At 70.1% G+C, this 21,115-nt stretch carries 21 protein-coding genes; 6 read left to right on the top strand and 15 right to left on the bottom strand.

Going from position 1 to position 21,115, the window contains the following annotated elements:
- The first annotated feature begins 190 nt into the window (after positions 1 to 190).
- Positions 191 to 1,498: a chloride channel protein gene (locus ACFY0T_RS25900; protein WP_388875172.1), complete on the top strand. Its 1,308-nt coding sequence runs from the start codon at positions 191 to 193 to the stop codon at positions 1,496 to 1,498.
- Here ACFY0T_RS25900 and ACFY0T_RS25895 read toward each other — a convergent pair.
- The 4 genes from ACFY0T_RS25895 to ACFY0T_RS25880 form a co-directional block, all read right to left on the bottom strand.
- Positions 1,446 to 3,269, bottom strand: a complete 1,824-nt coding sequence (locus ACFY0T_RS25895) for a glycoside hydrolase family 15 protein (RefSeq protein WP_388874978.1) — start codon at positions 3,267 to 3,269, stop codon at positions 1,446 to 1,448. The genes ACFY0T_RS25900 and ACFY0T_RS25895 overlap by 53 nt on opposite strands.
- 12 nt (positions 3,270 to 3,281) lie before the next feature.
- Complete coding sequence (locus ACFY0T_RS25890; protein ID WP_388874975.1) at positions 3,282 to 4,700, bottom strand: DUF2252 domain-containing protein; 1,419 nt, start codon at positions 4,698 to 4,700, stop codon at positions 3,282 to 3,284.
- A complete protein-coding gene (locus tag ACFY0T_RS25885) occupies positions 4,697 to 6,277 on the bottom strand; it encodes a GMC oxidoreductase (RefSeq protein ID WP_388874972.1) in 1,581 nt (526 codons plus the stop codon). Before ACFY0T_RS25885 ends, ACFY0T_RS25890 begins: the two co-directional genes overlap by 4 nt.
- Before the next feature lie 84 nt (positions 6,278 to 6,361).
- Entirely contained in the window at positions 6,362 to 7,477 is a 1,116-nt protein-coding gene (locus tag ACFY0T_RS25880; RefSeq protein ID WP_388874969.1) for a YhjD/YihY/BrkB family envelope integrity protein, read from the bottom strand.
- Here ACFY0T_RS25880 and ACFY0T_RS25875 point away from each other — a divergent pair.
- Positions 7,455 to 8,099 carry a GAP family protein gene (locus ACFY0T_RS25875; protein ID WP_388874966.1) on the top strand — a complete coding sequence of 215 codons (645 nt, stop codon included), beginning with the start codon at positions 7,455 to 7,457 and terminating at the stop codon, positions 8,097 to 8,099. The genes ACFY0T_RS25880 and ACFY0T_RS25875 overlap by 23 nt on opposite strands.
- A 48-nt stretch (positions 8,100 to 8,147) precedes the next feature.
- Here the strand turns inward: ACFY0T_RS25875 and ACFY0T_RS25870 are convergent, their stop codons facing one another.
- Entirely contained in the window at positions 8,148 to 9,077 is a 930-nt protein-coding gene (locus ACFY0T_RS25870) for a cyclase family protein (RefSeq protein ID WP_388874963.1), read from the bottom strand.
- 124 nt (positions 9,078 to 9,201) lie between these two features.
- On the opposite strand from ACFY0T_RS25870, the gene ACFY0T_RS25865 reads away from it, so the two are divergent.
- The gene (locus tag ACFY0T_RS25865) at positions 9,202 to 10,170 is read left to right on the top strand and encodes a DUF389 domain-containing protein (RefSeq protein ID WP_388874960.1); all 969 of its coding nucleotides are present in this window, start codon (positions 9,202 to 9,204) and stop codon (positions 10,168 to 10,170) included.
- A gap of 7 nt (positions 10,171 to 10,177) precedes the next feature.
- On the opposite strand, the gene ACFY0T_RS25860 is transcribed toward ACFY0T_RS25865, so the two are convergent.
- Complete coding sequence (locus ACFY0T_RS25860) at positions 10,178 to 11,515, bottom strand: hypothetical protein (protein WP_388874957.1); 1,338 nt, start codon at positions 11,513 to 11,515, stop codon at positions 10,178 to 10,180.
- Positions 11,516 to 11,673: 158 nt separating this feature from the next.
- Between ACFY0T_RS25860 and ACFY0T_RS25855 the strand changes: the two genes are divergently transcribed.
- Complete coding sequence (locus ACFY0T_RS25855; RefSeq protein WP_388875169.1) at positions 11,674 to 12,096, top strand: DUF6325 family protein; 423 nt, start codon at positions 11,674 to 11,676, stop codon at positions 12,094 to 12,096.
- A 16-nt stretch (positions 12,097 to 12,112) separates the two neighbouring features.
- Here the strand turns inward: ACFY0T_RS25855 and ACFY0T_RS25850 are convergent, their stop codons facing one another.
- On the bottom strand, positions 12,113 to 12,481 hold the full coding sequence (locus ACFY0T_RS25850) for a hypothetical protein (protein WP_388874954.1): 369 nt from the start codon (positions 12,479 to 12,481) through the stop codon (positions 12,113 to 12,115).
- Between the two features lie 128 nt (positions 12,482 to 12,609).
- Between ACFY0T_RS25850 and ACFY0T_RS25845 the strand changes: the two genes are divergently transcribed.
- Positions 12,610 to 14,355: a cation:proton antiporter gene (locus ACFY0T_RS25845; protein ID WP_388874951.1), complete on the top strand. Its 1,746-nt coding sequence runs from the start codon at positions 12,610 to 12,612 to the stop codon at positions 14,353 to 14,355.
- A 15-nt stretch (positions 14,356 to 14,370) separates the two neighbouring features.
- On the opposite strand, the gene ACFY0T_RS25840 is transcribed toward ACFY0T_RS25845, so the two are convergent.
- The 5 genes from ACFY0T_RS25840 to ACFY0T_RS25820 all read right to left on the bottom strand — a co-directional run bounded on the left by ACFY0T_RS25840 (position 14,371) and on the right by ACFY0T_RS25820 (position 18,912).
- Positions 14,371 to 14,886 carry a gluconokinase gene (locus tag ACFY0T_RS25840; protein ID WP_388874948.1) on the bottom strand — a complete coding sequence of 172 codons (516 nt, stop codon included), beginning with the start codon at positions 14,884 to 14,886 and terminating at the stop codon, positions 14,371 to 14,373.
- Positions 14,883 to 15,938 carry a cytochrome d ubiquinol oxidase subunit II gene (locus ACFY0T_RS25835; RefSeq protein WP_388874945.1) on the bottom strand — a complete coding sequence of 352 codons (1,056 nt, stop codon included), beginning with the start codon at positions 15,936 to 15,938 and terminating at the stop codon, positions 14,883 to 14,885. Before ACFY0T_RS25835 ends, ACFY0T_RS25840 begins: the two co-directional genes overlap by 4 nt.
- Positions 15,935 to 17,398, bottom strand: a complete 1,464-nt coding sequence (locus ACFY0T_RS25830) for a cytochrome ubiquinol oxidase subunit I (protein WP_388874942.1) — start codon at positions 17,396 to 17,398, stop codon at positions 15,935 to 15,937. The genes ACFY0T_RS25835 and ACFY0T_RS25830 overlap by 4 nt, the downstream gene beginning before the upstream one ends.
- Before the next feature lie 45 nt (positions 17,399 to 17,443).
- Complete coding sequence (locus ACFY0T_RS25825) at positions 17,444 to 18,289, bottom strand: SDR family oxidoreductase (protein ID WP_388874939.1); 846 nt, start codon at positions 18,287 to 18,289, stop codon at positions 17,444 to 17,446.
- A 197-nt stretch (positions 18,290 to 18,486) separates the two neighbouring features.
- Positions 18,487 to 18,912 (bottom strand): hypothetical protein, encoded by a 426-nt coding sequence (locus tag ACFY0T_RS25820; RefSeq protein ID WP_388874936.1) that lies wholly within the window; start codon positions 18,910 to 18,912, stop codon positions 18,487 to 18,489.
- A gap of 281 nt (positions 18,913 to 19,193) precedes the next feature.
- Between ACFY0T_RS25820 and ACFY0T_RS25815 the strand changes: the two genes are divergently transcribed.
- A complete protein-coding gene (locus tag ACFY0T_RS25815) occupies positions 19,194 to 19,481 on the top strand; it encodes an SHOCT domain-containing protein (protein ID WP_388874933.1) in 288 nt (95 codons plus the stop codon).
- Positions 19,482 to 19,836: 355 nt separating this feature from the next.
- On the opposite strand, the gene ACFY0T_RS25810 is transcribed toward ACFY0T_RS25815, so the two are convergent.
- From ACFY0T_RS25810 to ACFY0T_RS25800, 3 genes are all read right to left on the bottom strand, one after another.
- Positions 19,837 to 19,995, bottom strand: a complete 159-nt coding sequence (locus ACFY0T_RS25810; RefSeq protein ID WP_388874930.1) for a hypothetical protein — start codon at positions 19,993 to 19,995, stop codon at positions 19,837 to 19,839.
- Between the two features lie 69 nt (positions 19,996 to 20,064).
- Positions 20,065 to 20,415: an ArsR/SmtB family transcription factor gene (locus tag ACFY0T_RS25805; RefSeq protein ID WP_388874927.1), complete on the bottom strand. Its 351-nt coding sequence runs from the start codon at positions 20,413 to 20,415 to the stop codon at positions 20,065 to 20,067.
- 327 nt (positions 20,416 to 20,742) lie between these two features.
- Positions 20,743 to 21,102 carry a zinc ribbon domain-containing protein YjdM gene (locus tag ACFY0T_RS25800; RefSeq protein ID WP_388874924.1) on the bottom strand — a complete coding sequence of 120 codons (360 nt, stop codon included), beginning with the start codon at positions 21,100 to 21,102 and terminating at the stop codon, positions 20,743 to 20,745.
- Between the last annotated feature and the right edge of the window lie 13 nt (positions 21,103 to 21,115).

The raw sequence follows: 21,115 nt of genomic DNA, 5'->3' as shown, positions 1-21,115 counted from the left end.
GTTCGCCACCGTCGGGGGTCGGCGGCGTGGCGACGGGCGATGGAGGACAAGCCGGATAACCTCGTCCCGTTATGGGATGAATCGCCTGTCGAGTCGCTGAGCCCAGGAGGGCCCCATCGCCGGGACGAAGTCGGAAGCCGCCGTGTCCGCGCCGGGGAGTCAGCCCCAGGAAGCCGACCAGCTGCGGACCATGCTGGGTCGGCCCGAGTACCGCAAGACGCTGGTGTTCTGCGGGCTGATCGGCATCCCGGTGGCGTTGATCGCGTTCTGGTTCCTCGTGGCGCTCCAGGAGCTGGAACGGCTGATCTGGACGGACTGGCCCAGGGATCTGGGCTGGAAGCAGGCCCCCTGGTGGTGGGGGTTCCCCCTGCTGCTGGTGTCCGGAGTGGTCGTCGGCCTGGTCGTGGCACGGCTTCCCGGGCGGGGCGGGCACATCCCGGCGGGCGGTCTGCACTCGGGCGGGGTCACGAAGGACGCGCTGCCCGGTGTCGTCATCGCCGCCCTGTTCAGCCTGCCGCTCGGCGCCGTGCTGGGCCCCGAGGCGCCCCTGATCGCCCTGGGTGGCAGTCTTGCCCTGCTCTTCGCGAGCCTCGCACGGGCGCCCCAGACCGAGACGAGCACCGCGCTGCTGGGCGCGGCAGGCTCCGCGGCGGCCATCTCGGCGCTCTTCGGGAGCCCGCTGGTGGGCGCGGTACTCCTGATGGAGGTGGCCGGAGTGGGCGGGCCGCAGCTCTTCGCGGTGATGCTGCCGGCCCTGCTGTCCAGCGGAATCGGGGACCTGGTGTTCACCGGGTTCGGCCGCTGGACCGGCTTGAAGACCGGGAGTCTGGACATCGGACTGCCCAAGGCGCCGCTGGTCGACGCGGGCGACGTCCTGTGGGCGCTGCTGATGGCGCCGGCTATCGCGCTGCTGATCCACTGGGTGTTCGTGGGCGGGCGGTACGCGGCCGGCTTCGTGTCGTCGTGGACGGTACGGAACACCACCCTCTGCGCGCTCGGGGCGGCGGGCTGCATCGCCCTCTACACGGTCGCCACCGGCCGTTCGCCGTCCGAGGTCGCCCTGTCGGGGCAGGACACCCTGGCCCGGCTGGCCGAGGACCCGCATGCCTGGTCGGCGGGCGCCCTCGTCGCTGTACTGGCGTTCAAGGCCCTCGCCTACGCGCTCTGCCTGGGCAGCCTGCGAGGCGGGCCCATCTTCCCCGCGCTGTTCCTGGGCGGAGCGGCCGGTGCCCTGCTGGCACCGCTGCCCGGCTTCGGCCTGGTGCCGGCCATGGCGGCCGGGATGGCGGCGTCGGTGACCTCGGCCATGCGGCTGCCCGTCAGCAGCGTGGTGCTGGTGGTCCTTCTGCTGGGCAACGTGGACACGGTCGCGGTCGTGGTGCTGGCGGCGGTCGTGTCCTTCGTCGTGACCCAGCTGTTGCCGCAGGGCCCGCGGATCCCCGCGTTCAGCGAGCGGCCAGCCGGTCGAGCGCGTCGTCGAGAGTCGTCGCGGCCATGATGAGCGACAGATGGGTGAACGCCTGCGGGAAGTTGCCCAGTTGCTCCCCGCTGGGGCCGATCTCCTCGGCGAACAGCCCCACATGGTTCGCGTACGTGTGCATCTTCTCGAAGGTGTAGCGGGCCTGCGGGAGGCGGCCGGCCCGGGCGAGGGCGTCGACGTACAGGAACGTGCAGAGGCTGAACGTGCCCTCCGAGCCGCGCAGTCCGTCGGGGGAGGCCGCCGGGTCGTAGCGGTAGACCAGGCTGTCGGAGACGAGCCGTTGGTCGATGGCGTCGAGGGTGGACAGCCAGCCGGGGCTCCGCGGGGCGATGAAGCGCACCCGGGGGGCGAGCAGGAGTGAGGCGTCCAGGACGTCGCCGCCGTAGTGCTGGACCAGCGCCTGCTCCTTCTGGCTCCAGCCGCGCTCCATGACCTGTTCGAGGATCGTGTCGCGGGCCCGGGTCCAGCGCTGGGTGTCGGCCGGCCGCCTGAACTCCTCGGCGAGTTTCAGGCAGTTGTCGAAGGCCGCCCAGCACATCACGCGGCTGTAGGTGAAGTCCTTGCGTCCGCCACGGGTCTCCCAGATGCCCTCGTCCGGCCGGTCCCAGTTGTCCGCCAGCCAGTCCATGAGCTGCGCGAGTCCCTTCCAGCCGTGGTAGCCCGCCTGCTGGCCGATCTCCTCGATGCCCTCGGACATGGCGTACAGGGCCTCGCCGTAGATGTCGAGCTGCAGTTGGTCGGCGGCGGCGTTGCCGGCCCGCACCGGGCTGGACCCGCGGTAGCCCTCGAAGTGCTCGAGGATCTCCTCCGTCAGATGGGGGTCCCCGTCGACCCGGTACATGATCTGCAGCGGTTCCCCGTCCGCTACCTCACGGTCCCGCAGCCGGTCCCCGAGCCAGCCGATGAACTGGGAGGCCTCCTCGATGAAACCCAGGTCGAGCAGCGCCCGGACGGACAGCGAGCCGTCCCGCACCCATGTGTAGCGGTAGTCCCAGTTGCGCTCGCCGCCGATCTGCTCGGGCAGACCCATCGTCGCGGCGGCGACCGGGGCACCGCTCGGGGCGTAGGTGAGCAGTTTGAGGGTGATGGCCGAGCGGTTCACCATGCCCGGCCAGCGGCCGCGGTACCGGGAGGTACGCACCCAGCGCTGCCAGAAGTCGACGGTGTTCCACAGATCCTCGGTGATCCCGTCGACGGTCGGCGGTGGCGGTGCCTCACCGTCCGGGCCGCACACGGTGAACACGGCGGCGGCCGCCTGACCTGCCTGCAGTGTGATCGTGCCCCGGACGTCCCGGCCGTCCCGTTCCACCGGGAAGGTGGTCTGCAGGTACGCGGTCGTACCCGGAGCCCGGAAGGTGGCGGCCCCGTCGGTCAGATCGAGTGCGTGGTCGGCCCGGGCGTAGTCGAAGCGCGGGCGGCACTCCAGGTCGAAACGGACGGTACCGCGCACCGTCCGTACGGCGCGCACCAAGGTGTGCCGGTCGGACGGTGTCCGCGACTGGATGACCGGCATGTGGTCGATGACCTCACCGACCCCGTCGGGAGACATGAAGCGGGTCACGACGACGGCGGTGTCGGGATAGTAGAGCTGTCGGCGCGTCACCTCGGAGGAGGTGGGCGCGAACAGGAAGTGTCCGCCGCGGTCGTGGTCCAGCAGGGACGCGAAGATGCTGGGTGAGTCGAAGCGCGGTGCCGCGAACCAGTCGATCACGCCCTCGGAGGTCACCAGGGCAGCGGTCTGCAGGTCCCCGATCAGTCCGTGGTCGGCGATGGGCGGGTAGCGGTCCATGACAGTCTCCCTTCAGGCCGCTTCGGCGGGGACCCGTCCCGCCTGGATGGCATCGACCAGGGCCTGGTGGTCCTTCTCGTTCTGGTCGGCGTACAGCTCCGCGAACGTCGCCAGCGCGCGGTCGAAGACGTCGCCGCGGCCCAGGTACGCGGCGATCGCGATCCGGTCGCCGGACCTGGCGTGGGCGCGGGCCAGCGTGGCGCCGCACAGCTCACCGAACAGGGCCATCTGTTGCGGCGACATGGTTTCGGCCACGGCGATGCCCTTCCAGTCCCGCAGCTGCCGTACGTAGAAGTCCCGGCGCCGGCCGTCGATGCCCTGCGTGCGTTCCCAGCCCAGGAAGATGTCACTGGTGGCCTGCATCAGCCGCTGGCCGGCGACGACGCGCTCGCCCTGGGTGCGGAAGGCGGCGGCGCCGGCGTAGGGCGCCAGCACCGACTCGTCGGCCTCTTTGGCCTGCAGGAACAGCGGGTCCTCGTCGTCCTTGCCGAGCAGCAGCACGATCCAGCAGCGGGTTCCCACGCTGCCCACCCCGACGACCTTGCGCGCGATGTCGGCGACGCGGTAGCTCTCCAGAAGGAACCGGCGGTCGGACTGCAGGGAGTGGCCGTACCGCTCGATCAGCCGACTGATCTCCTTCACCAGCTGGCCGCGTTCGGTCTCCGGAAGCAGATCCTCCAGCTGTACCAGGAGGGGCGGGTCGGGAGCGATCCGGCGCTTTCCGTCGACGAGGCGGGTGAGTTTGTCGAAGACCTGCAGCGTGTCGTGCGAGCGGGCCCGCTCCCGGGCGCGCTCCCAGCGGTCGCGGTCCTCGGCGCCGAGCACCGGGGCGAACTGCTCCTGCATCTCGTCCGCTTCGAAGCGGGTGTACCAGACGTCGAGATTGCCCAGCCCCGCGAAGCTCCGCATCCGCTCCCGGTAGGACCGCACGGCCGCCCGCACCACCGACGCCCGCTCCTTGGAGCTGAAGCCGTTCGCCCGGCCCGCGATGACCAGGCTGGCGGACAGGCGCTTGACGTCCCACTCCCACGGGCCGGGCAGTGTCTCGTCGAAGTCGTTGATGTCGAACATCAGGCGGCGTTCCGGAGAGGCGAGCAGCCGGAAGTTCAGCATGTGCGCGTCGCCGCACAACTGCGCCCTGATACCGGTGCGTGGGGTGTCGGCAAGGTCCGCGGCCATGATGGCGGCGGCTCCGCGGTAGAAGCGGAACGGTGATTCGCTCATCCTGCCGTAGCGGATCGGTACGAGCTCCGGGACGCGCTTCGCCGACTGCGCCTCGATGACGTCCACCGGATCGGTGCGCTTCGGTGGCGGCGTGAACTCGGCGTGCGCGGACCGGGGGGCGTCGGACCGGGCGGCCTTGCCGAGCGCGGCCCGCTCCTTCGGGGTGCGGTGCCGTATGGCGTGGCCGGTGGGGTTGTTCTCGCTCATTGCAGGCGCTCCACGATGTGGTCGCCCACACGCAGAGCGTTGGCGATGGCCGTCAGTGACGGATTGACCGCCCCGATGCTCGGGAAGAAGCTCGTGTCGACGACATAGAGGTTGTCGAGGTCGTGGGCCTTGCAGTTGACGTCGAGCGCGGAGCTTGCCGGGTCGCTGCCGAAGCGGACGGTGCCCGCCTGATGTGCCGTGGCGCCGATGGGCATCCCCTTGTGCAGGTAGATGCTGTGCGACAGCAGATGGTGTTCGTGCATCCCGAGGTGACTGAGCATCCCCTGCAGCTTGTGCCGCAGACGCTTCAGCCCGGCGATGTTGTTCTTCTCGTCCAGGGCCAGATGCACGGCGTCGTCCCGGTCGAGGGTGACGCGGTTGTCGGCCGCGGGCAGATCCTCACCGCACAGCCAGAAGTCGACCGCGTGGTGGGCGAGCACCTCGAAGGGCATGTCGGGGGAGACGGTACCGGCCCAACGGGGCGCCTCCCCGTGGATCTGGTCGGAGTCCGACTTGCCGAGCATCTGGATGCCGCCGAGCGGGTAGTCCCAGTCGTCGGATCCCAGGTACCAGTCGTGCAGGGCCAGCGTCTTCTGGAACTTGGTGTCGTTCGGCTCCTTGGACACGGCCATCAGCGCCAGGTTGTTGTGCCGCATGTAGTAACGGCCCACCACACCCGAGCTGTTGGCCAGGCCGTCCGGGTGCCCGTCGCCGGCCGAACGCAGCAGCAGGACCGCCGAGTTGACCGCACCGCAGGCGACGACCACGATGTCGGCGCTGAACTCCGCCGTCGAACCGTCCTGCAGAGCCGCGACGACCGAGGTGACACTCCGGCCGGCCGGGTCCGTGACGAGGCGCCGGACCTCGGCGCCGGTGACCAACTCGACGTTGTCGTACCGCAGCGCGGGGTCGACGCAGATGACCTGGGCGTCGGACTTCGCGCCCACCAGGCAGGGGAAGCCGTCGACGCGGTCGCAGCGGATGCACACGCTGTCGTGAGTCGCCCGTCCCCGGTCGTCCTGGGTGAGGTTCACTCCGATCGGGAGATGGAACGGGTGCAGCCCCCGCTTCTCCAGGTCGTCGCTCAACTGCTGGATGCGCGGCTCGTGTTGGACCGGCTCATAGGCGTACTGCGCGCTCGTGGGCCCCTCGGTGGGATCCTCGCCGTGCCGGCCGTGCACCAGGTAGAGGTGTTCGGCCTGTGTGTAGTACGGCTCCAGGTCCTCGTACCGCAGCGGCCAGGCGGGCGAGACGCCGTCGTGATGGCGGAGTTCACCGAAATCCTCGGGGCGCAGTCGGAACAGCGCCGCTCCGTAGAACTTGGTGTTTCCGCCCACGTAGTAATTGACCTCTGGCGGGAACTGGTTTCCGTGCTTGTCGTACCAGAATTCAGGAGCGCGGTACTTTCCCTTGACGAAGACCGCCGTGGAATCCCAGTTGGCTCGTTCACGGGGGAGATAGTCACCCCGTTCGAGAATGAGGATGTTTTTGCCGCTGGGCGCCAGTCGATGGGCGAGAGTGCCACCGCCCGCGCCGGTTCCGATGATGATGACGTCATAGTGCTGCGCGTCGCTCATGCCGGCCGCCGTCCTCGGAGCACGCTCCGGTCCTGCCGGGTGAATTGGTGGGCTGTTGTCCAGCTGCAAACGTTTGTTGGGCTGTTATCCAGCTACAAACGTATCGCCGGAGGGTGCTCCCGGCGACTTGGGTGTACCCAGGCGCCGCGACACCGCGGGTTCGCGTGCGATGACCGCTCCGGCGGTGATGCAGAGGGTCACGACCACGCACAGCGCGATGAGCCACGACAGCATGGTGAAAACCGCGCCCAGCGATCCGTACTTGTCGAGGCTGTGGTTGAGCGCTCTGGGCACGTACAGGTGCGCGGCCAAGGTGAGGACGCTCAGGGCCGTTCCTGTCAGGAGGGCACCCGGCAGCAGCGGCAGCCACGGCACGCGACCGGTCAGCAGCAGGTGCTGGGTCCACCACCACATGCCGACCTCGGTGGCCAGCAGGAGCGGCAGGCCCAGCCACAGTCCGTGGCCGAAGCCGTCCCGCAGGGGCCCCTGCAGCCCGATCATGACCAGCCACGCGGCGAGCCAGGCGATCCAACGCCACGCGGCGACCCTCGCGCCCGCTCTCGGAAGCCTCCAGGCGCGCTCGCAGAGCCGTTGCATGGCACGGCTGCACGCGGTGGCCGAGATCAGCACCATCAGCCCGCTGACGACGCCGGCGCTCTGGCGCAGTTCGGACTCATCCCCTAGGTAGACCTTCTTCAACTGGCCGTCCGCGCTTCCGGTCAGTCCGAAGACGTCGTGCACGGAGCTGACGAACTGGTCGCGCAGCGCCTGCGGGGTGACGGAGGCCACGACGAAGAGCAGCGGTACCGCCGTGAGGAACGTCTGGGCGGCCAGCCGCGTCGCGGAGTCCAGCACGTTCACCGAGATCAGGTGCGCCATGAGATGCGTGATCACCGGGAACCGTGCCTCGGCCCGGGCACGCAGCCCAAGAAGCCGGGCCCGGACCGAGGCGCCCCGGCGCCGCCGCTCCTGGCCGGCCCGCGAGGGCGGGCCGTCCTGTCCGGGTCCCTTGCCCAGCCCGTGGCGCGGGCGCGGCGGGGGCCGTACGAGTGACAGCGCGGCCGGGCCGGCAGCTGCGGGCGCCAAGGATTTGTGGGCGTCCGGCGGGGCGGTGACGATGAGGCCATGAGCGGGATGGGCCACGCGGCGGGCCCCGCGCGGACCCTCGGGGGCAGCGATGGTGCTTGACCTGATGCTCATCGGCCTGGCGATCGCTGTCGATCCGCTGCCGGTGACCGCGTTCGTCCTGGTGCTGTCGGCGCGTCGCGGGATCTGGAAGGGCCTGGTCTTCATCCTCGCCTGGCTTGCCTCCTTCGTGGCCGTTCTCGCCGCGGTACTGCTCACCACCGGCGGTGAGCCTCCGGCTCCCAAGTCCCCGCCCTCCACGGCCTCGCTCGCTGCCCGGCTCGCCATCGGTGTGGGGCTGCTCTGGTACGCCGAGCACCGCCACCGGTCATCCCGCCGGCCCAAGCCCTCCGGCGGGATGATGTCGCGGCTCGACCGGATCTCCCTGTGGACCGCGGCGGGGCTGGCGCCGCTCCTGCAGCCGTGGGGGTTCGTAGCGGCGGGCGCGGCGACGGTGGTGCATGCCGACCTTTCCCATGCCTCCTCCTTCGTGGCCCTGTTCGGCTACTGCCTTCTGGCCACCAGCAGCCTGCTGGCGATGGAGATCTACGCGACGTTCGCCCCCGACGCCGCCCGCGTACGGCTCGGAAAGCTGCGCACCTGGATTCAGACTCACCAGGACCAGGCGCTCGTCGGCCTGTCGCTGCTGCTGGGGCTGTATCTGGTGGGCAGGAGCATCTACCAGCTGACGTCCTGATATCAGCTGACGTCCTGAGCGCGGGGCGGCCGGGGTCTCACAGCGGTCTCACAGCACGGCGAGCGGATTGACCGGGGAGCCGGTCGCGAGAGGCAGCCGCAGCGGCGCGATCACACACAGGAACGACCAGCGCCCTTCTTGGACGCAGACCGGTACGAGATCCTCGAATCGCAGGTAGTCCAGAAGGTGCAGCCCCATGGCGTGAACGGCGAGCACGTGCACAGGAAAGGCCACGCCCTGTGTGGTGCTGGGCGCCGTGTCGTTGTTGCCGTCACTGCCGAGCACCGCCACTTCCCGCTCGGCCAGGAACTCCAGGGCGGCCGGATGCAGCCCGGCCCGTGCACCGGCCGCGTCCCACGGCCCCCGCTCCTCGCGGCGCCGCCGGTGTCCGACGCGTACGAGCAGGATGTCGCCGGGGCCGACCCGGACGCCTTGCCGGGCCTCGGCGGCGGCGAGGTCCTCCGCGGTGACGTGGGATCCGGGCTCGAGCCAGGGGAGGCCGTGCAGTCCCGGGATGTCCAGCAGCACGCCGCGTCCCACGATGCCGTCCCGGGCCAGGTCGAGCGACAGGGCGCTCGCCCCGTCGGGCGAAAGGGCGTCGGCGGCCGGGACTTCGCCGTGCAGGGTGCCGTCGTAGATGACGTGGCACAGGGCGTCGATGTGGCTGTTGACATCGCTGTGGACGTCCATGGCGAAGCGGTCCCGGGCGAAGTCCAGGCCCCGTCCCGGAACGCCGCCCGGCGGAGCGGTGAGCCGGTGCTCGGCGGGCTCCGGGTCGTCAGGCCCGGCGAGGGTGTTCACGGGGGCGGCCAGCGAGATCGTACGGCCCGAACGCACCTCGCGTACGGCGGCCAGCAACCGCTCGGAGGTGAGGGTGTCCAGGGCACCCCGCGGGGACGCGGCACCGGGAGCGGTGCTGCGCAGACGCCGGTACAGCGACCGGAAGCCGGCCTCGCTGAGCTCGTGGGACGTCGGCATGCTCCCACCTTCCGGCAGGGCCCGGGTTCCCGCGCGCGGAGCGGCTTGGCATCGGCGGTGCCGATTTGCCGGGCCCCGGCGTCGCCGTGTTAATGGATGAGCGCCTCGAGACTCGGAGGTTCCGATGGACATGCTGCATGTCCGGGCGGTGTCCCCGCCGGATCTCACGGAACGGGCGATGGCACTGCTCAGCACCGAGCCGTGTGTCCTCAATCTCGTCCTGCACCGCGACCGCGTACGCAACCCCGACGGCGACGCGATCGAGTGCGACGTGCTGACCGGGGCCGCGAACGAGGTGCTCAGGGGCCTGCGCGACCTGAAGCTGGAGCACCGCGGATCCATCGTCCTGGCGCCGGTCGACATCGCCTTCTCCGAGCGTGCGGCCACGGCCGGGGCGGAGGAGCTCGGGTCCCGGCTGCGGGCGCCGGTATGGGAGCAGGTGGAGGCCAGGATCCGGGCCGAGGGCCGCTATCCGCCGAGCTTCTACCTGTTCCTGGCAATCGCCGGCATCATCGGTGCGGTCGGCATCATCACCAACTCCCAGATCCTCATCGTCGCGGCCATGGTCGTCGGACCGGAATACGGGGCGATCACCAGCGTCGCGCTCGGTGTCGACCGGCGCTCCGGCACCCGGATCCGGCGGGGGCTCGCCGCCCTGTTCGTCGGGTTCCTGCTGGCGATCGTCTGCACCTTCCTGTTCGGCCTGCTCGTGCGGGGTTACGACCTGCAGCCACCGGCGTTCGACCTGGGGATCAGGCCCGTGTCGCACCTGATCGACACGCCGGACTTCTTCTCGGTGGTGGTCGCGGTGCTGGCCGGCGTCGTGGGCATCGTGTCCCTGGCGGAGGCCCGCACCAGCGCCCTGCTCGGTGTCTTCATCTCGGTCACCACCATTCCCGCGGGGGCCGACATCGGGGTCTCGTGCGCGTTCGCCGACTGGGACGAGGCCTGGGGCTCGTTTCTGCAACTGCTGCTCAACATCGGCATCCTGATCGTGGTCGGCGCCGCCACGCTCAAGTGCCAGCGGGCGATCTGGCGCCGCGTGCGCGAGCGTCGGGACGAGCGCGCGGCACAGCGGTCACCGCCGGGCTGACAGCGTGTCACGCGGGCGCCGTGTCCAGGAACTCGCGGATCGCGAAGGCCACCAGCACGATCACCGCCGTCCAGATCACGACCGCCGTGGTCGGGTAGCTCCAGGTGAACAGGACGATCGCGGCCACCGCCAGGATCGCGGCCCCGATCCACCGCTTGTAGCGGTGCACGAACCGGCCCACCGCGCCCAGCCGCAGCCCCGCCGAGGCGGCCACGTCCCGCCCTGCGCCGATGCCCCTGCTGCAGAAGTGACGCGTGAAGACTGCGGCGCGGGACGGGCCGATGAAGAACGCGCCCAGGGCCGTGACCAGGGCCAGCGCCCCGACCGCCCGCACACTGGAGCGCAGGAACTTCACCAGCGAGTCGTAGACGGCGCCCGCGGCGTCCGCGTTCGTTCCCGGCGGCAGATGGTCCAGATAGATCGCGCGGAAGACCGTGAGGCACAGGCCCAGGACCACCATGGCGGCGAACACCCCGAGCGCGGCCCCGATCAGCGCCCGCCGGCGATGGGACGCCAGGAACACGCCCGCGGCGGCGATCAGCACCGCGATGATGGGCAGCCAGTTGCCGATGATCTGAAGCACCCTCAGATACGACTTGATCTTGCCGACGTCCTTCCCCTCGACCACGACGAAGTCCGTGTGGACGTCCGGGATCTTCGCGGCCGCCCCGAATCCCGAACTGACCAGTCGGTCCTTCACCTGGGCCACGATGGGCGCGACGTCGATGGCGACCTGATTGTTCTTCAGCGTCAGCGCGGTGTCGGCCGAGCCCGTCAGCGCCTTGTCCACGGCGGTGTGGGCCCGGCGGTTGGCGTCCGTCCAGGCCTTCTCGAAGGCGCTGCTGGAGACCACCCGCATCACGGTGCTGCTCACCAGCTCCTTCAGACCGCTGTTGATGGGACCGCTCAGATCGCCGATGAGGCTCGCGGCCCTGGGGGGCACGCCCTTCTGCGCCGCCGCCTGACTCAGCTGCGCGACCAGAGAGTCCACGTCGATCTGCTTGAGTACGGCGTCGGTGACCCGGGTCGTGACCGCCTGCTGGACGTCGGGATTGGAGGCCAGCGGCGCCACGGTCGCGACATAACGGTCGGTGTCCCGGACGATGCTGTTCGCCCAGACCGCGACCACGGCGAGCAGTGCCAGCACGGACGCCAGGATGATCAGCAGGACCGAGCCCAGCGCCCGCAGCCAGTGCCTCGGCTCGCGCCGGGTGCCTTCCAACTGGCTTACCCGGCGCCGCAGTTCGTCCAGCTCGCTGCCTTCCTGCTGCGAGTGGCGCCGATCGTCGGAAGGAGTCGCGGGAGGGCGCTCCGGTTCCGGTGGGGGCATGTCGCTGCTCGTCATGCCTTCGAGCAGATCCCGGCCGGAGCCACCGGGCGAGGCAGGAGGGGCCGTCGGGGTGAAAGCCGTACCGGGTGCGACGACCGGCGCCCGGTGATGCAATGGCATTCAGGGGGCCCACGAGCACCAGAGGTGACGCCGTGAGCGAGCAATTCGACGAGATGGGACCCATCGACTACGTGGTGGTGGAGTTCCCCGGCAACCGAATGACAGGCGAGGGCTTCCCGCTGCTGGTCGATCTCGTGGACCGCGGCATCATTCGCATCCTCGACCTGGTGTTCATCAGGAAGGACGAGGACGGCTCGGTGACCGCCCTGGAGATCGCCGATCTCACCGGTGACGGCAACCTCGACCTCGCCATCTTCGAAGGCGTCCAATCCGGCCTGCTGGGCCAGGACGACATCGAGGAGGCCGCCGCCGCCGTGGAACCCGGCAACTCCGCCGGCCTGCTGATCTACGAGAACCTGTGGGCCGCGCCCTTCGCCGCCGCCCTGCGCCGTGGCGGAGCGCAGTTGGTCGCCTCCGGACGTCTCCCCGTCCAGGCCGTCCTCGCCTCGCTCGAAGCGGCCGAGGCCGCGTCCTGAGGTGCCGGCCGCAGACTCAGCCGCTACCGGGGACGACGTAGTAGCTCAGCCACGGGGACTGGCCGGGCGTGAAGCCGACGGACGACTGCGTCGCGAGGTAGAAGCTCTCGCCGCCGGTCTGACCGCTCTGGTCCTTACCGGCCGACGTCAGCACACAGTCCGCGTTGGTGTAGAGCCGGATGTCGTAGAGCGTGTAGTTGACCACGCGGTAGGCGCCGCCCGGCAGGCGATGGCATGCGTTGCCGGCCGGGCTCTGGATCACCACCTCCCGCTTGGCCGGCGTCGTGTAGACGATCGTGCCCATGGCGGAGTGCGTGCAGCCCGCGGCGGCGAGCATGAGAACGACGGCTCCGGCCCGGATGCCGGCCTGGCGACGACAGATCATGGCGACGAGTCCTCGTCTGTGCGGGAAGTCAGCGGGAGACCTGTGGCCTCTTCGGCCCACGCTGCCGTGACCGCCGGTCCGCGTCATCTGATGCGCGACCAGTTGGATGAATTCCGGAAGGCACCGCGGTGACGACCGACCAGGTGCTCATGGGCCTCGGCCTGATCGTCGTCCTGGCGGTCGGCTCACAGGTGCTGGCAAGCCGGCTGCGGATCCCGGCACTGGTGGTGCTGCTGCCGGTCGGTTTCACCGCCGGCGCTCTGACGGACACCGTCAACCCCGAGCGACTGCTGGGCAGCACCTTCTCCCCGCTGGTCTCGCTGGCCGTCGCGGTGATCCTGTACGACGCCGGGCTGGGACTCGATCTGCGCCGGTTCGCCGCCCACACCCGGCGGGTCGTGGTGCGGCTGCTCTGGTTCGGTGTGCTGGTCACGTGGGCGTCGGCGGCGCTGCTCGCCGTCCCCCTGCTCGGGATGTCATCCAGCGCGGCGGTGATGCTGGGGGCGATCGTGGTCGTGTCCGGGCCCACGGTGGTGGCCCCGTTGCTCAACTTCGTACGCCCCACCGACCGCATCCAGCGGATCCTCGTCTGGGAGGGGTCCCTGATCGACCCGGTGGGCGGCATCCTGGGTGCGCTGGTCTTCCACGGGGTGGAGGCCGGCCTGCACCATGGCCTCGGCAGTCGGCTCGGGTTCTTCCTCGCCAGCGCCGCGGTCGGCGTGGTGGGCGGTGCCGTCGGGTCGGCCGTGCTGTTCCCGCTGCTGCGCAGGCTTCGGCTGGGCGAGGTGCTGGGTACGACGGTGCAGCTGGCGGCGGTGGTCGGGGTCGCCGCCGCCTGCGACATCATCCGCGACGACGCCGGGCTCATCGCGGCCGTCCTGATGGGTCTGGCCGTGGCGAACCTGCCCGGCGCCGACGTCCCCGCCCGCAAACCCTTCTTCGAAACACTCGTCCAGCTGATCATCGGGCTGCTGTTCATCTCCATCTCCGCCACGGTCACCCCGAGCTCGCTGCGGCACGTCGTGCTGCCGACGCTCGGGATCGTCGCCGTCCTCGTCCTGGTGACCAGACCCGTGGCGGCGCTGGTGGCGTCCCTGCGTACGGATCTGACGCGCGGGGAGCGGGGCTTCCTCGGGTGGATGGCGCCACGCGGCATCGTGGCCGCCTCCAGCGCCTCGACCTTCTCGGTGTCGCTCGTCGACAAGGGGATCGGCGGCGCCTCGAAGATCCTGCCCGCCGCCTTCGTGGTGATCACGGCGACGGTCACGTTGTACGGGCTGACCGCCGCGCCGATGGCGCGATGGCTGGGCGTGCTGCGCTCGGCACGCTCCCGTCCCCTGCTCGTGGGCGGCGCCCCGTGGGTGGTCGATCTGGGGAAGGCGCTGCGGTCCGCGGGGCTGGAGGTCGTCATGTGGGCGGGGCACGAGGACGAACGGAAGAGGATCGCCGCCGCAGGCCTCGAACTCGCCCCCGGGGAGCTGTTCGCGGCGGCCACGGGTGCCGGTGCCGAGCTGGAAGGTCTCACCGGGGTCCTGCTGCTCACCGAGGAGGACGACTTCAACGCCCTGGCCGCCACGCATCTGGCGGGCAGCGTCGAGGGTACGGTCTACCGGCTGGCGCCGCCCGTGGACAGCGAGGGCGTCGTCGCCCCGTACTCGGGTGGCCAGGTGCTCTTCGGCGCGGCGCTGACCGGAGCCGAGCTGACGCGCCGCCACGACCGAGGTGCCCGTGTCCTGACGCACCACGTAAGGGGACCGCTCCCCGACGGCACCGATGTGCTCTTCCTGGTGCGTGGCGACGGCCGACTGCTCCCCATGACGCGGACGAACGGCCCGACGCCGCAGGACGGGGACGTGGCGGTGCTGCTCGGATGAGGACGGCTCGGCGCCTCAGGGCGCCGCACGGCCGCCGAAGTCCGCGACGGCGGAACGGGCCAGGGAGACGGTGACCTCGCGGTCCCCAGTGGCGTCGATGGTGGCGCCTGGCTCGTCCGGCTCCAGCGGCTCCAAATCGTCGAACTGCGAGTCGACCAGCCCGGCGGGCATGAAGTGCCCGGTGCGCGCGGCGACGCGGCCGTGGGCGGTGTCCCGGTCCAGGGCCAGGTACAGGCACCAGACCTCGGCTGCGGCGGACCGCAGTTCGTCACGGTAGCGGCGCTTGAGCGCCGAGCAGGCCACCACCAGCCCCTGGCCGGATACGGCGGACCCGCGGATGTGGTCGGCCAGGATGCGCAGCCATGGCTCGCGGTCCGCGTCGTTCAGGGCATGCCCGGCGCGCATCTTGGCGATATTGCTGCCGGGATGGACCGCGTCGCCCTCCAGGAACGGCACGCCGAGCCCGTCGGCGATCGCGGCGCCGACCGTGGACTTCCCGGAGCCCGCCACGCCCAGCACCACGACGATCACGTGGGGCCTTCGGGACCGGATCCAGGCGCCGCCTGGCGCAGGTCCGCGTCGGTGAGGGGCTGCAGAGCGCCACGGGTGTCGAGCCGGTAGAGCAGGACCAGGGGCGGCCCGACCAGCACGACCGCGATCACCGTGACCAGGGCGAGCCAGCGCAGCGTCGTCGAAGCCCCCGCCGCCTGGGAGACGGTCAGCGAGGTGGGAATGAGATACGGACGCTGGGCCAGCCCCCACGCGAAGACGACGAGGGCCACGGAAGCGGCCGCCGTGAGCCGCGCCCACCCGGTGGCAAGGCGGTACAGCAACCCTGCGGTGGCCAGTGCGCCGACCACTGCCAGGAGCACCAGGGCCAGCCCGATTCCGCTGGTGAGACCGTCGTACACATAACGCGCGTCGTCATGTGTCACGCCGAGACCGATGAGCGCCAGGACGGCGATGACGACGAGACTGCACCAGGCCCGCAGCCGGAAATAGCCGACGAGGTCGGTCGCCCCGAAGCGGCGGGCGTCGGCGGTGAGGAACACCGCGCCGAGGAACGCGGTCGCCGCGACGGTGAGCAGGCCCGCGACGACGGACGTCCCGTTGGACCACGCCTCGGCCGACGCCGGCGTCCCCGGAGCCACCCGCCCGGTGGCCAGGCCCCCGACCGCCGCGCCGAGGAAGAAGGGCGTCAGCAGCGAGGAGACGGCGAACAGCGCCCCGTAGACCCTGCGCCCGGCGAGCCGCCGCGTGGGTTTGCGCAGGGCGAAACCCGCACCGCGCAGAACCAGTCCCACCGCCGCGAGGGCCAGCGGGAGCCACATGGCCGAGAAGATCGTTTGGAACAGGATCGGGAAGCCCGTCCACATGACGACCAGGATGAAGATGAGCCAGACGTTGTTGGCCTCCCAGACCGGCGCCATGGCATGGTCGACCAGCCATCGGGGACGTCTGCCGCGCGCGGCGCCACCGGCCATGAGGTCCCAGAATCCGGCACCGTAGTCCGTGCCGCCGGCGCAGGCGTAGGCGGCCACCAGGATCAGCAGCACCCAGGCCACGAGGTCCGCGATGGTCATGCGCGGCCTCCGTTCCCGTGCCCTGTGCCGTCATCGGCGCCGGACATCGCCCGCGGCCCGTAGGGGATCTCGCTCTCCGGACCCTCCGCCGCGCCTTCCGCGGCCGCGCCCGAGTCCGCCTGCCGCCATCTGCCGCTCATTTTCCGTACGACCGTCAGGAACGCCCCGAAGGCGCACGCGTACACGACGATCACGATGCCGAGCATCGTCCACAACCCGTAGGCGTGGGTGCCGGTGACCGCCTCCGACACTCGCATGTGCTGATAGACGATCCAGGGCTGGCGGCCCACCTCCGTGGTGATCCAGCCGCACTCGACGGTGAGCAGGCACGCCGCGCCGGCGACGGCCGCGCTCCGGTAGAACCAGCGTGATCTGGGCAGGTCACGGCGGCGCAGCCAGCACCAGCCGTACCAGAGCGCCAGCAGGATGAGCAGGCTCCCGATGGTCACCATGATGTCGAACGCCCAGTGGACGATGGTGGCCTGAGTGGCCGTCGGACGGTCGCTCGCGGGGACCGTCGTGAGTCCCGACACCTTGGTGGCCGGGCTGAAACCGGCCAGGATCGAGTCGAGTTGGGGGATCTTCACGCCGCCGGAGATGCTCCCGTCGGGGTGCATCCGCCCGAACATGTACTCCGGGACGTGGGTGCCGGTCTTCCAGACGATCTCCATGGCGGCGAACTTCACCGGCTGCTTGTGGAACACGGCGCGGGCCAGCGAATCACCGAGCATGAACTGGATCGGCGTGAGGATGGCCGCGACCGTGAACGGCAGGGTGAAGCCGAGCCGGTGGTAGCGGTCCCTGCGGCCGCGCAGCCAGCCGACCGCGTACACGCCCGCCACGGCATAGGCCGCGGTCATGTAGGCGGCGCCCAGGAAATGCCAGTATTCGGGGCCGAAGATCGGAGTGAAGATCGCCTGCCGCACATCGACGCTCGCCGGGTTCCCGGACGAATCGAGGGTGAAGCCCTGGGGGGTGTTCATCCACGAGTTCGCGGCGATGATCCCGAACGCCCCCAGCAGGGCGGACGCGCACAACGGAATCCCGACCCAGAAGTGCGGCCACGGTTTGAGGGTGCGCCAGCCGTACAGATAGATGGCGATGAGGATCGCCTCGAGGAAGAAGGCCCATCCCTCGATACCGAAGGCGAGTCCGAAGACGTCGCCCCAACGCCCCATCATGCCTGGCCACAACAGCCCGAACTCGAAGGACAGCACGGTCCCCGTCACGATGCCGATGGCGAACTGGACGGCCATCACCGCCGACCAGCGGCGCGCGATGCGCAGCGCGACCTCGTCGCCCTTGCGCAGCCCGCGGTGGTGCATGAGCAGGGTGAGGGCCGGCAGAGCGACGCCGAAGGGCACGAGCAGGATGTGGGCGGCCAGGGTGAAGGCCATCAGTTGGCGTGCGGGCAGGAGTTGGGGCGGGGTGGCCGCCAGGACGTCGATCGCGTTGGTCACGCGGGGCCTCGCTGGTCATCGGGACGGGCGGGGGAACGGAACCTCTCAGCCGCCCGTCGCGAAACCGGGGAACAGCGTCATGCCGCCGTCCACGTAGATCGTGGTGCCCACGACGTAGTCGAGCAGGTCGGAGGCCAGTACGGCCACCGCGTTCGCGATGTCGTCCGGGTCGCCGACACGGCGGTAGGGAATGAGCCGCAGCAAGGCGGCCTCGGCTTCGGGGGTGTCCCACGCGCTGCGGTTGATGGGCGTGCGAATCGCCCCGGGGGCCACTGCGTTGACCCGGATCCGATACGGCGCGAGCTCCTGCGAGAGCGTCGCCATGAGCATCAGTACACCGCCCTTGGACGCCGCGTAGTTGGCGTGCCCGGACCAGGGGATGAGCTGGTGCACCGAGCTCATGCAGATGATCTTCCCCGCCGACTGTGACACCTCCGGCACGACGCCCCGGCGCATGAATTCCTTGGTCGCCTCGCGAGCGCACAGGAACTGGCCGGTGAGGTTGACGTCCAGCACCTTGTGCCACTGGTCCGTCGTCATGTCGGTGATGGGCGCGTCCCGCTGAAGGCCCGCGTTCGCCACCATGACGTCGATGGTCCCGAACTCCCTGACCATCCGGGCGACCATCTCGACGACCTGGTCCTCCTGGGAGACGTCCGCTTCATGCGCGTACGCGCGGACACCGAAACCCTCGATCTCGCGCACCACCTCTTCAGCGGCGTCCTGGCCGGCCACGTAATTCACCACGACATCGGCGCCCACCCGTCCGAGGGCGATGGCGGTCGCTTTGCCGATGCCGGAATTCGCGCCTGTGACGAGCGCCTTCTGACCTTTGAGGAGGGGAAAGGCAATCGGCCCCGGCCGAGTGCCGTCGCTGCCGCTGGTCTCCACTGATGACTCCCTATGGGTGCAACCCCGTTACCGGGGGAATCCGCCCCATAACGAAAGCACCAGCGGGTCAGCACAGCCCGACGGCGCGTGCCCCGTCAGCCCCGTGCGGGTGATGGCCGGGGCCGAACGGCGCAAGCACGCGCCGCCGCGCGACTCCAACGGCTCCAACGGCTCCGCGGCTCCATCAGCTCCGCGGGCTAGGCTGCGACGTCCGGGCCGGTGCGGGCGCACAGGGCCCAGATGACGAAGGCGTCCACGACCATCAGCGTGATGGCCCAGAACGGGTACCAAGGCAGCCACGCGAAGTTGGCGAGCATCGACAGCCCTGCCACGGTGATGCCGACGATGCGGGCCCACATGGTCCCGCTGAACAGGGCGAAGCCCGCCAGCGTCACGACGATGCCGAGGATGAGGTGCAGCCAGCCCCAGCCGGCGAGGCTCCACTGAAAGGTGAAATTCCGGGTCGTGACGAACACGTCGTCCTCGGCGATGGCGGCTATTCCCTCGAATATCGACATGATGCCGCCGAAGATCATCATGATCGAGGCGAATACCGTCCAGCCGGTTACGCCCATTCCCCCACGGGTGGTGGTTTGCTGCACTCCTGTGCTCTGCGTGGCCATTTGGGACTCCTCTTGCCTAGGTCCATCGCCGAGACGGATTCGGCCGACGGCTCACACATTTCCAGCCTGCCACGAGTTCCGTCGGCGAGCAGTTCGGAGCGGTTCAAGCAGTTCGGCGAGGCTGCACGTCGGCCGCGCCCGCGCCGACGTGCAGCGGATAGCAAGCGGTGAAACAATGCGGAGGCACGGTATGCCGACTATTGACGCGCCCACTCGAGGAGTCATTCGACTCGAGGAGTCGAGGAGTCATACAGCGATTCCGCGTGAGAAAGGACATCGCCATGCCAGGTCTTCTTCGCGGAGTGGCCCGCACGGCGGTCGTCGCCGGAACGGCGACCGCGGTGTCCAACCGCGTTTCGCGCCGCCAGCAGGGGCGCTGGGCCGCCCAACAGGGCTACCAGGAACCCCCGCCGCAGCCCGTGTCCTCCGCACAGCCGCAGCAGGCCGCAGCGCCGGCCGACGACATGGGTAGCACGCTCGACCAACTCAAGCAGCTCGGCGAACTCAAGGCACAGGGTGTGCTCACCGAGGCCGAGTTCGAGGAGCAGAAGCGCAGGCTCCTCGGCTGATCGATCCCCGTGTTGCCACGGACACGACTGTTACGGGTCGTTGCCCGCGTACGAGAGCGAACGGAGCGGCAGGGCGGGCCAGTCGAAGAACGACGGGTTGACCTGCTTTCACGCAGCGGCGGTGGCCGGTGATCTCCCGGTTCAGGCGCAGGAGTTGCTCGCGGACGCGCTGGGCGTGGGCGTTGAGGATGCCCTGGCCGACGTCTTGCAGAGCGTGCGCAGGTCGATCACGTGGTGGTGGGTGCGCTCCAGTTCCAGGAGCAGTGCGCGGATTCGGCCATGGTGCGTGTCATCGGCCCGTCACCGGCGCCACGTCCGCGTGCCGGGGCGAGGCCACCCGGCGGGCGCCGTAACGCTAGGCGTCGTACACCGAGTTGAAGGCCGCCGCGATCGCGATCTCGCAGCCGTCGCGGGAGCCCGCGTCCACACACCGCACCTGCACCGGGCCGCCGAACTCCCGTGTCCGCGGCGGGACTTCGCCCTCCGGCGCGGCGGCGGAGGCTCGGCCACCCACCCGGTCTCGCGGATCTTGCGCCTGCCCGCGGCTGGAGTTACGACACGACGCTCTGGTGAGGGCCGTCGGCTACGACGGCGGCTTCCGCTGCGTCTGGGCGGCCTGGAGGTCGGCGAGCAGTTCGGCCTGGCCGGCCAGCACGCCGGACAGGATGGTGCGGGCGACCCGGAGGAGCTCGGCCACGTGCGGGCTGGTCAGCGAGTAGTACACGGTCGAGCCCTCCTTGCGGGTCACGACCAGGTTCGCCCGGCGCAGCACGGCCAGCTGCTGGGACAGGTGCGCCGGCTCGATGCCCACCTCCGGCAGCATCTCGGCGACCGCGTGCTCGCGCTCGCTCAGCAACTCCAGGACCCGGATACGGGCCGGGTGGCCGAGCGTCTTGAAGAACTCGGCCTTCAGTTGGTACAGCGGCGTACTCATCGTGCCGTCCCCTCCCCGGCACAACAGCCCGGCCCCACCGGCCGGACGTCGACGCATCGCATCCACCCACTCGTCAAGAACATGGCCCCATCCTCGTCTGCGGCTCCGGCCGGGCCGAACCCGCGTCGAGGTACCGGGCCGCCGCACCGCCGTCGGACCGGACAGTCACTGCCCGCGATGCGGGGACACCCGCATGCTCAAGCTGTCCTTCGGTGCCAGGTCGGCCGCCCCCGCCCGGGTCACCGACCGCGACTGACCGGCGCGGCAATTGCGAAATCTTGCAATTCCGTGTCCGATTGCTGCGCCGAAAACCCCGGGACGGACGGGTCAGGCCTTCTTGACCACGCTGGACTTGAGCTGCATCGCTCCGAAGCCGTCGACCTTGCAGTCGATGTCGTGGCCGTCGACTCCGTCGACCAGCCGGATGTTGCGCACCTTGGTGCCGGCCTTGATCCCCGAGGGGCTCCCCTTCACCTTGAGCGCCTTGACGACGACCACGGTGTCGCCGTCCTGCAGCACATTGCCGACGGCGTCCTTGACGACCCGCTCCCCCGCGGCGTCCCCGGTCTCCGCACCGCTCTCGGCGGGAACCCATTCGTGCCCGCACTCGGGGCACACCACAAGGGCGTTCATCTCGTAGGTGTACTCACAGGAGCATTGCGGGCAGGGAGGAAGATTCTCAATCACCCGGTCAGGGTAT

This window comes from Streptomyces sp. NPDC001530 (assembly GCF_042894545.1).
Classification (GTDB): domain Bacteria; phylum Actinomycetota; class Actinomycetes; order Streptomycetales; family Streptomycetaceae; genus Streptomyces.
This window is presented reverse-complemented; position numbering and strand designations above follow the sequence as displayed.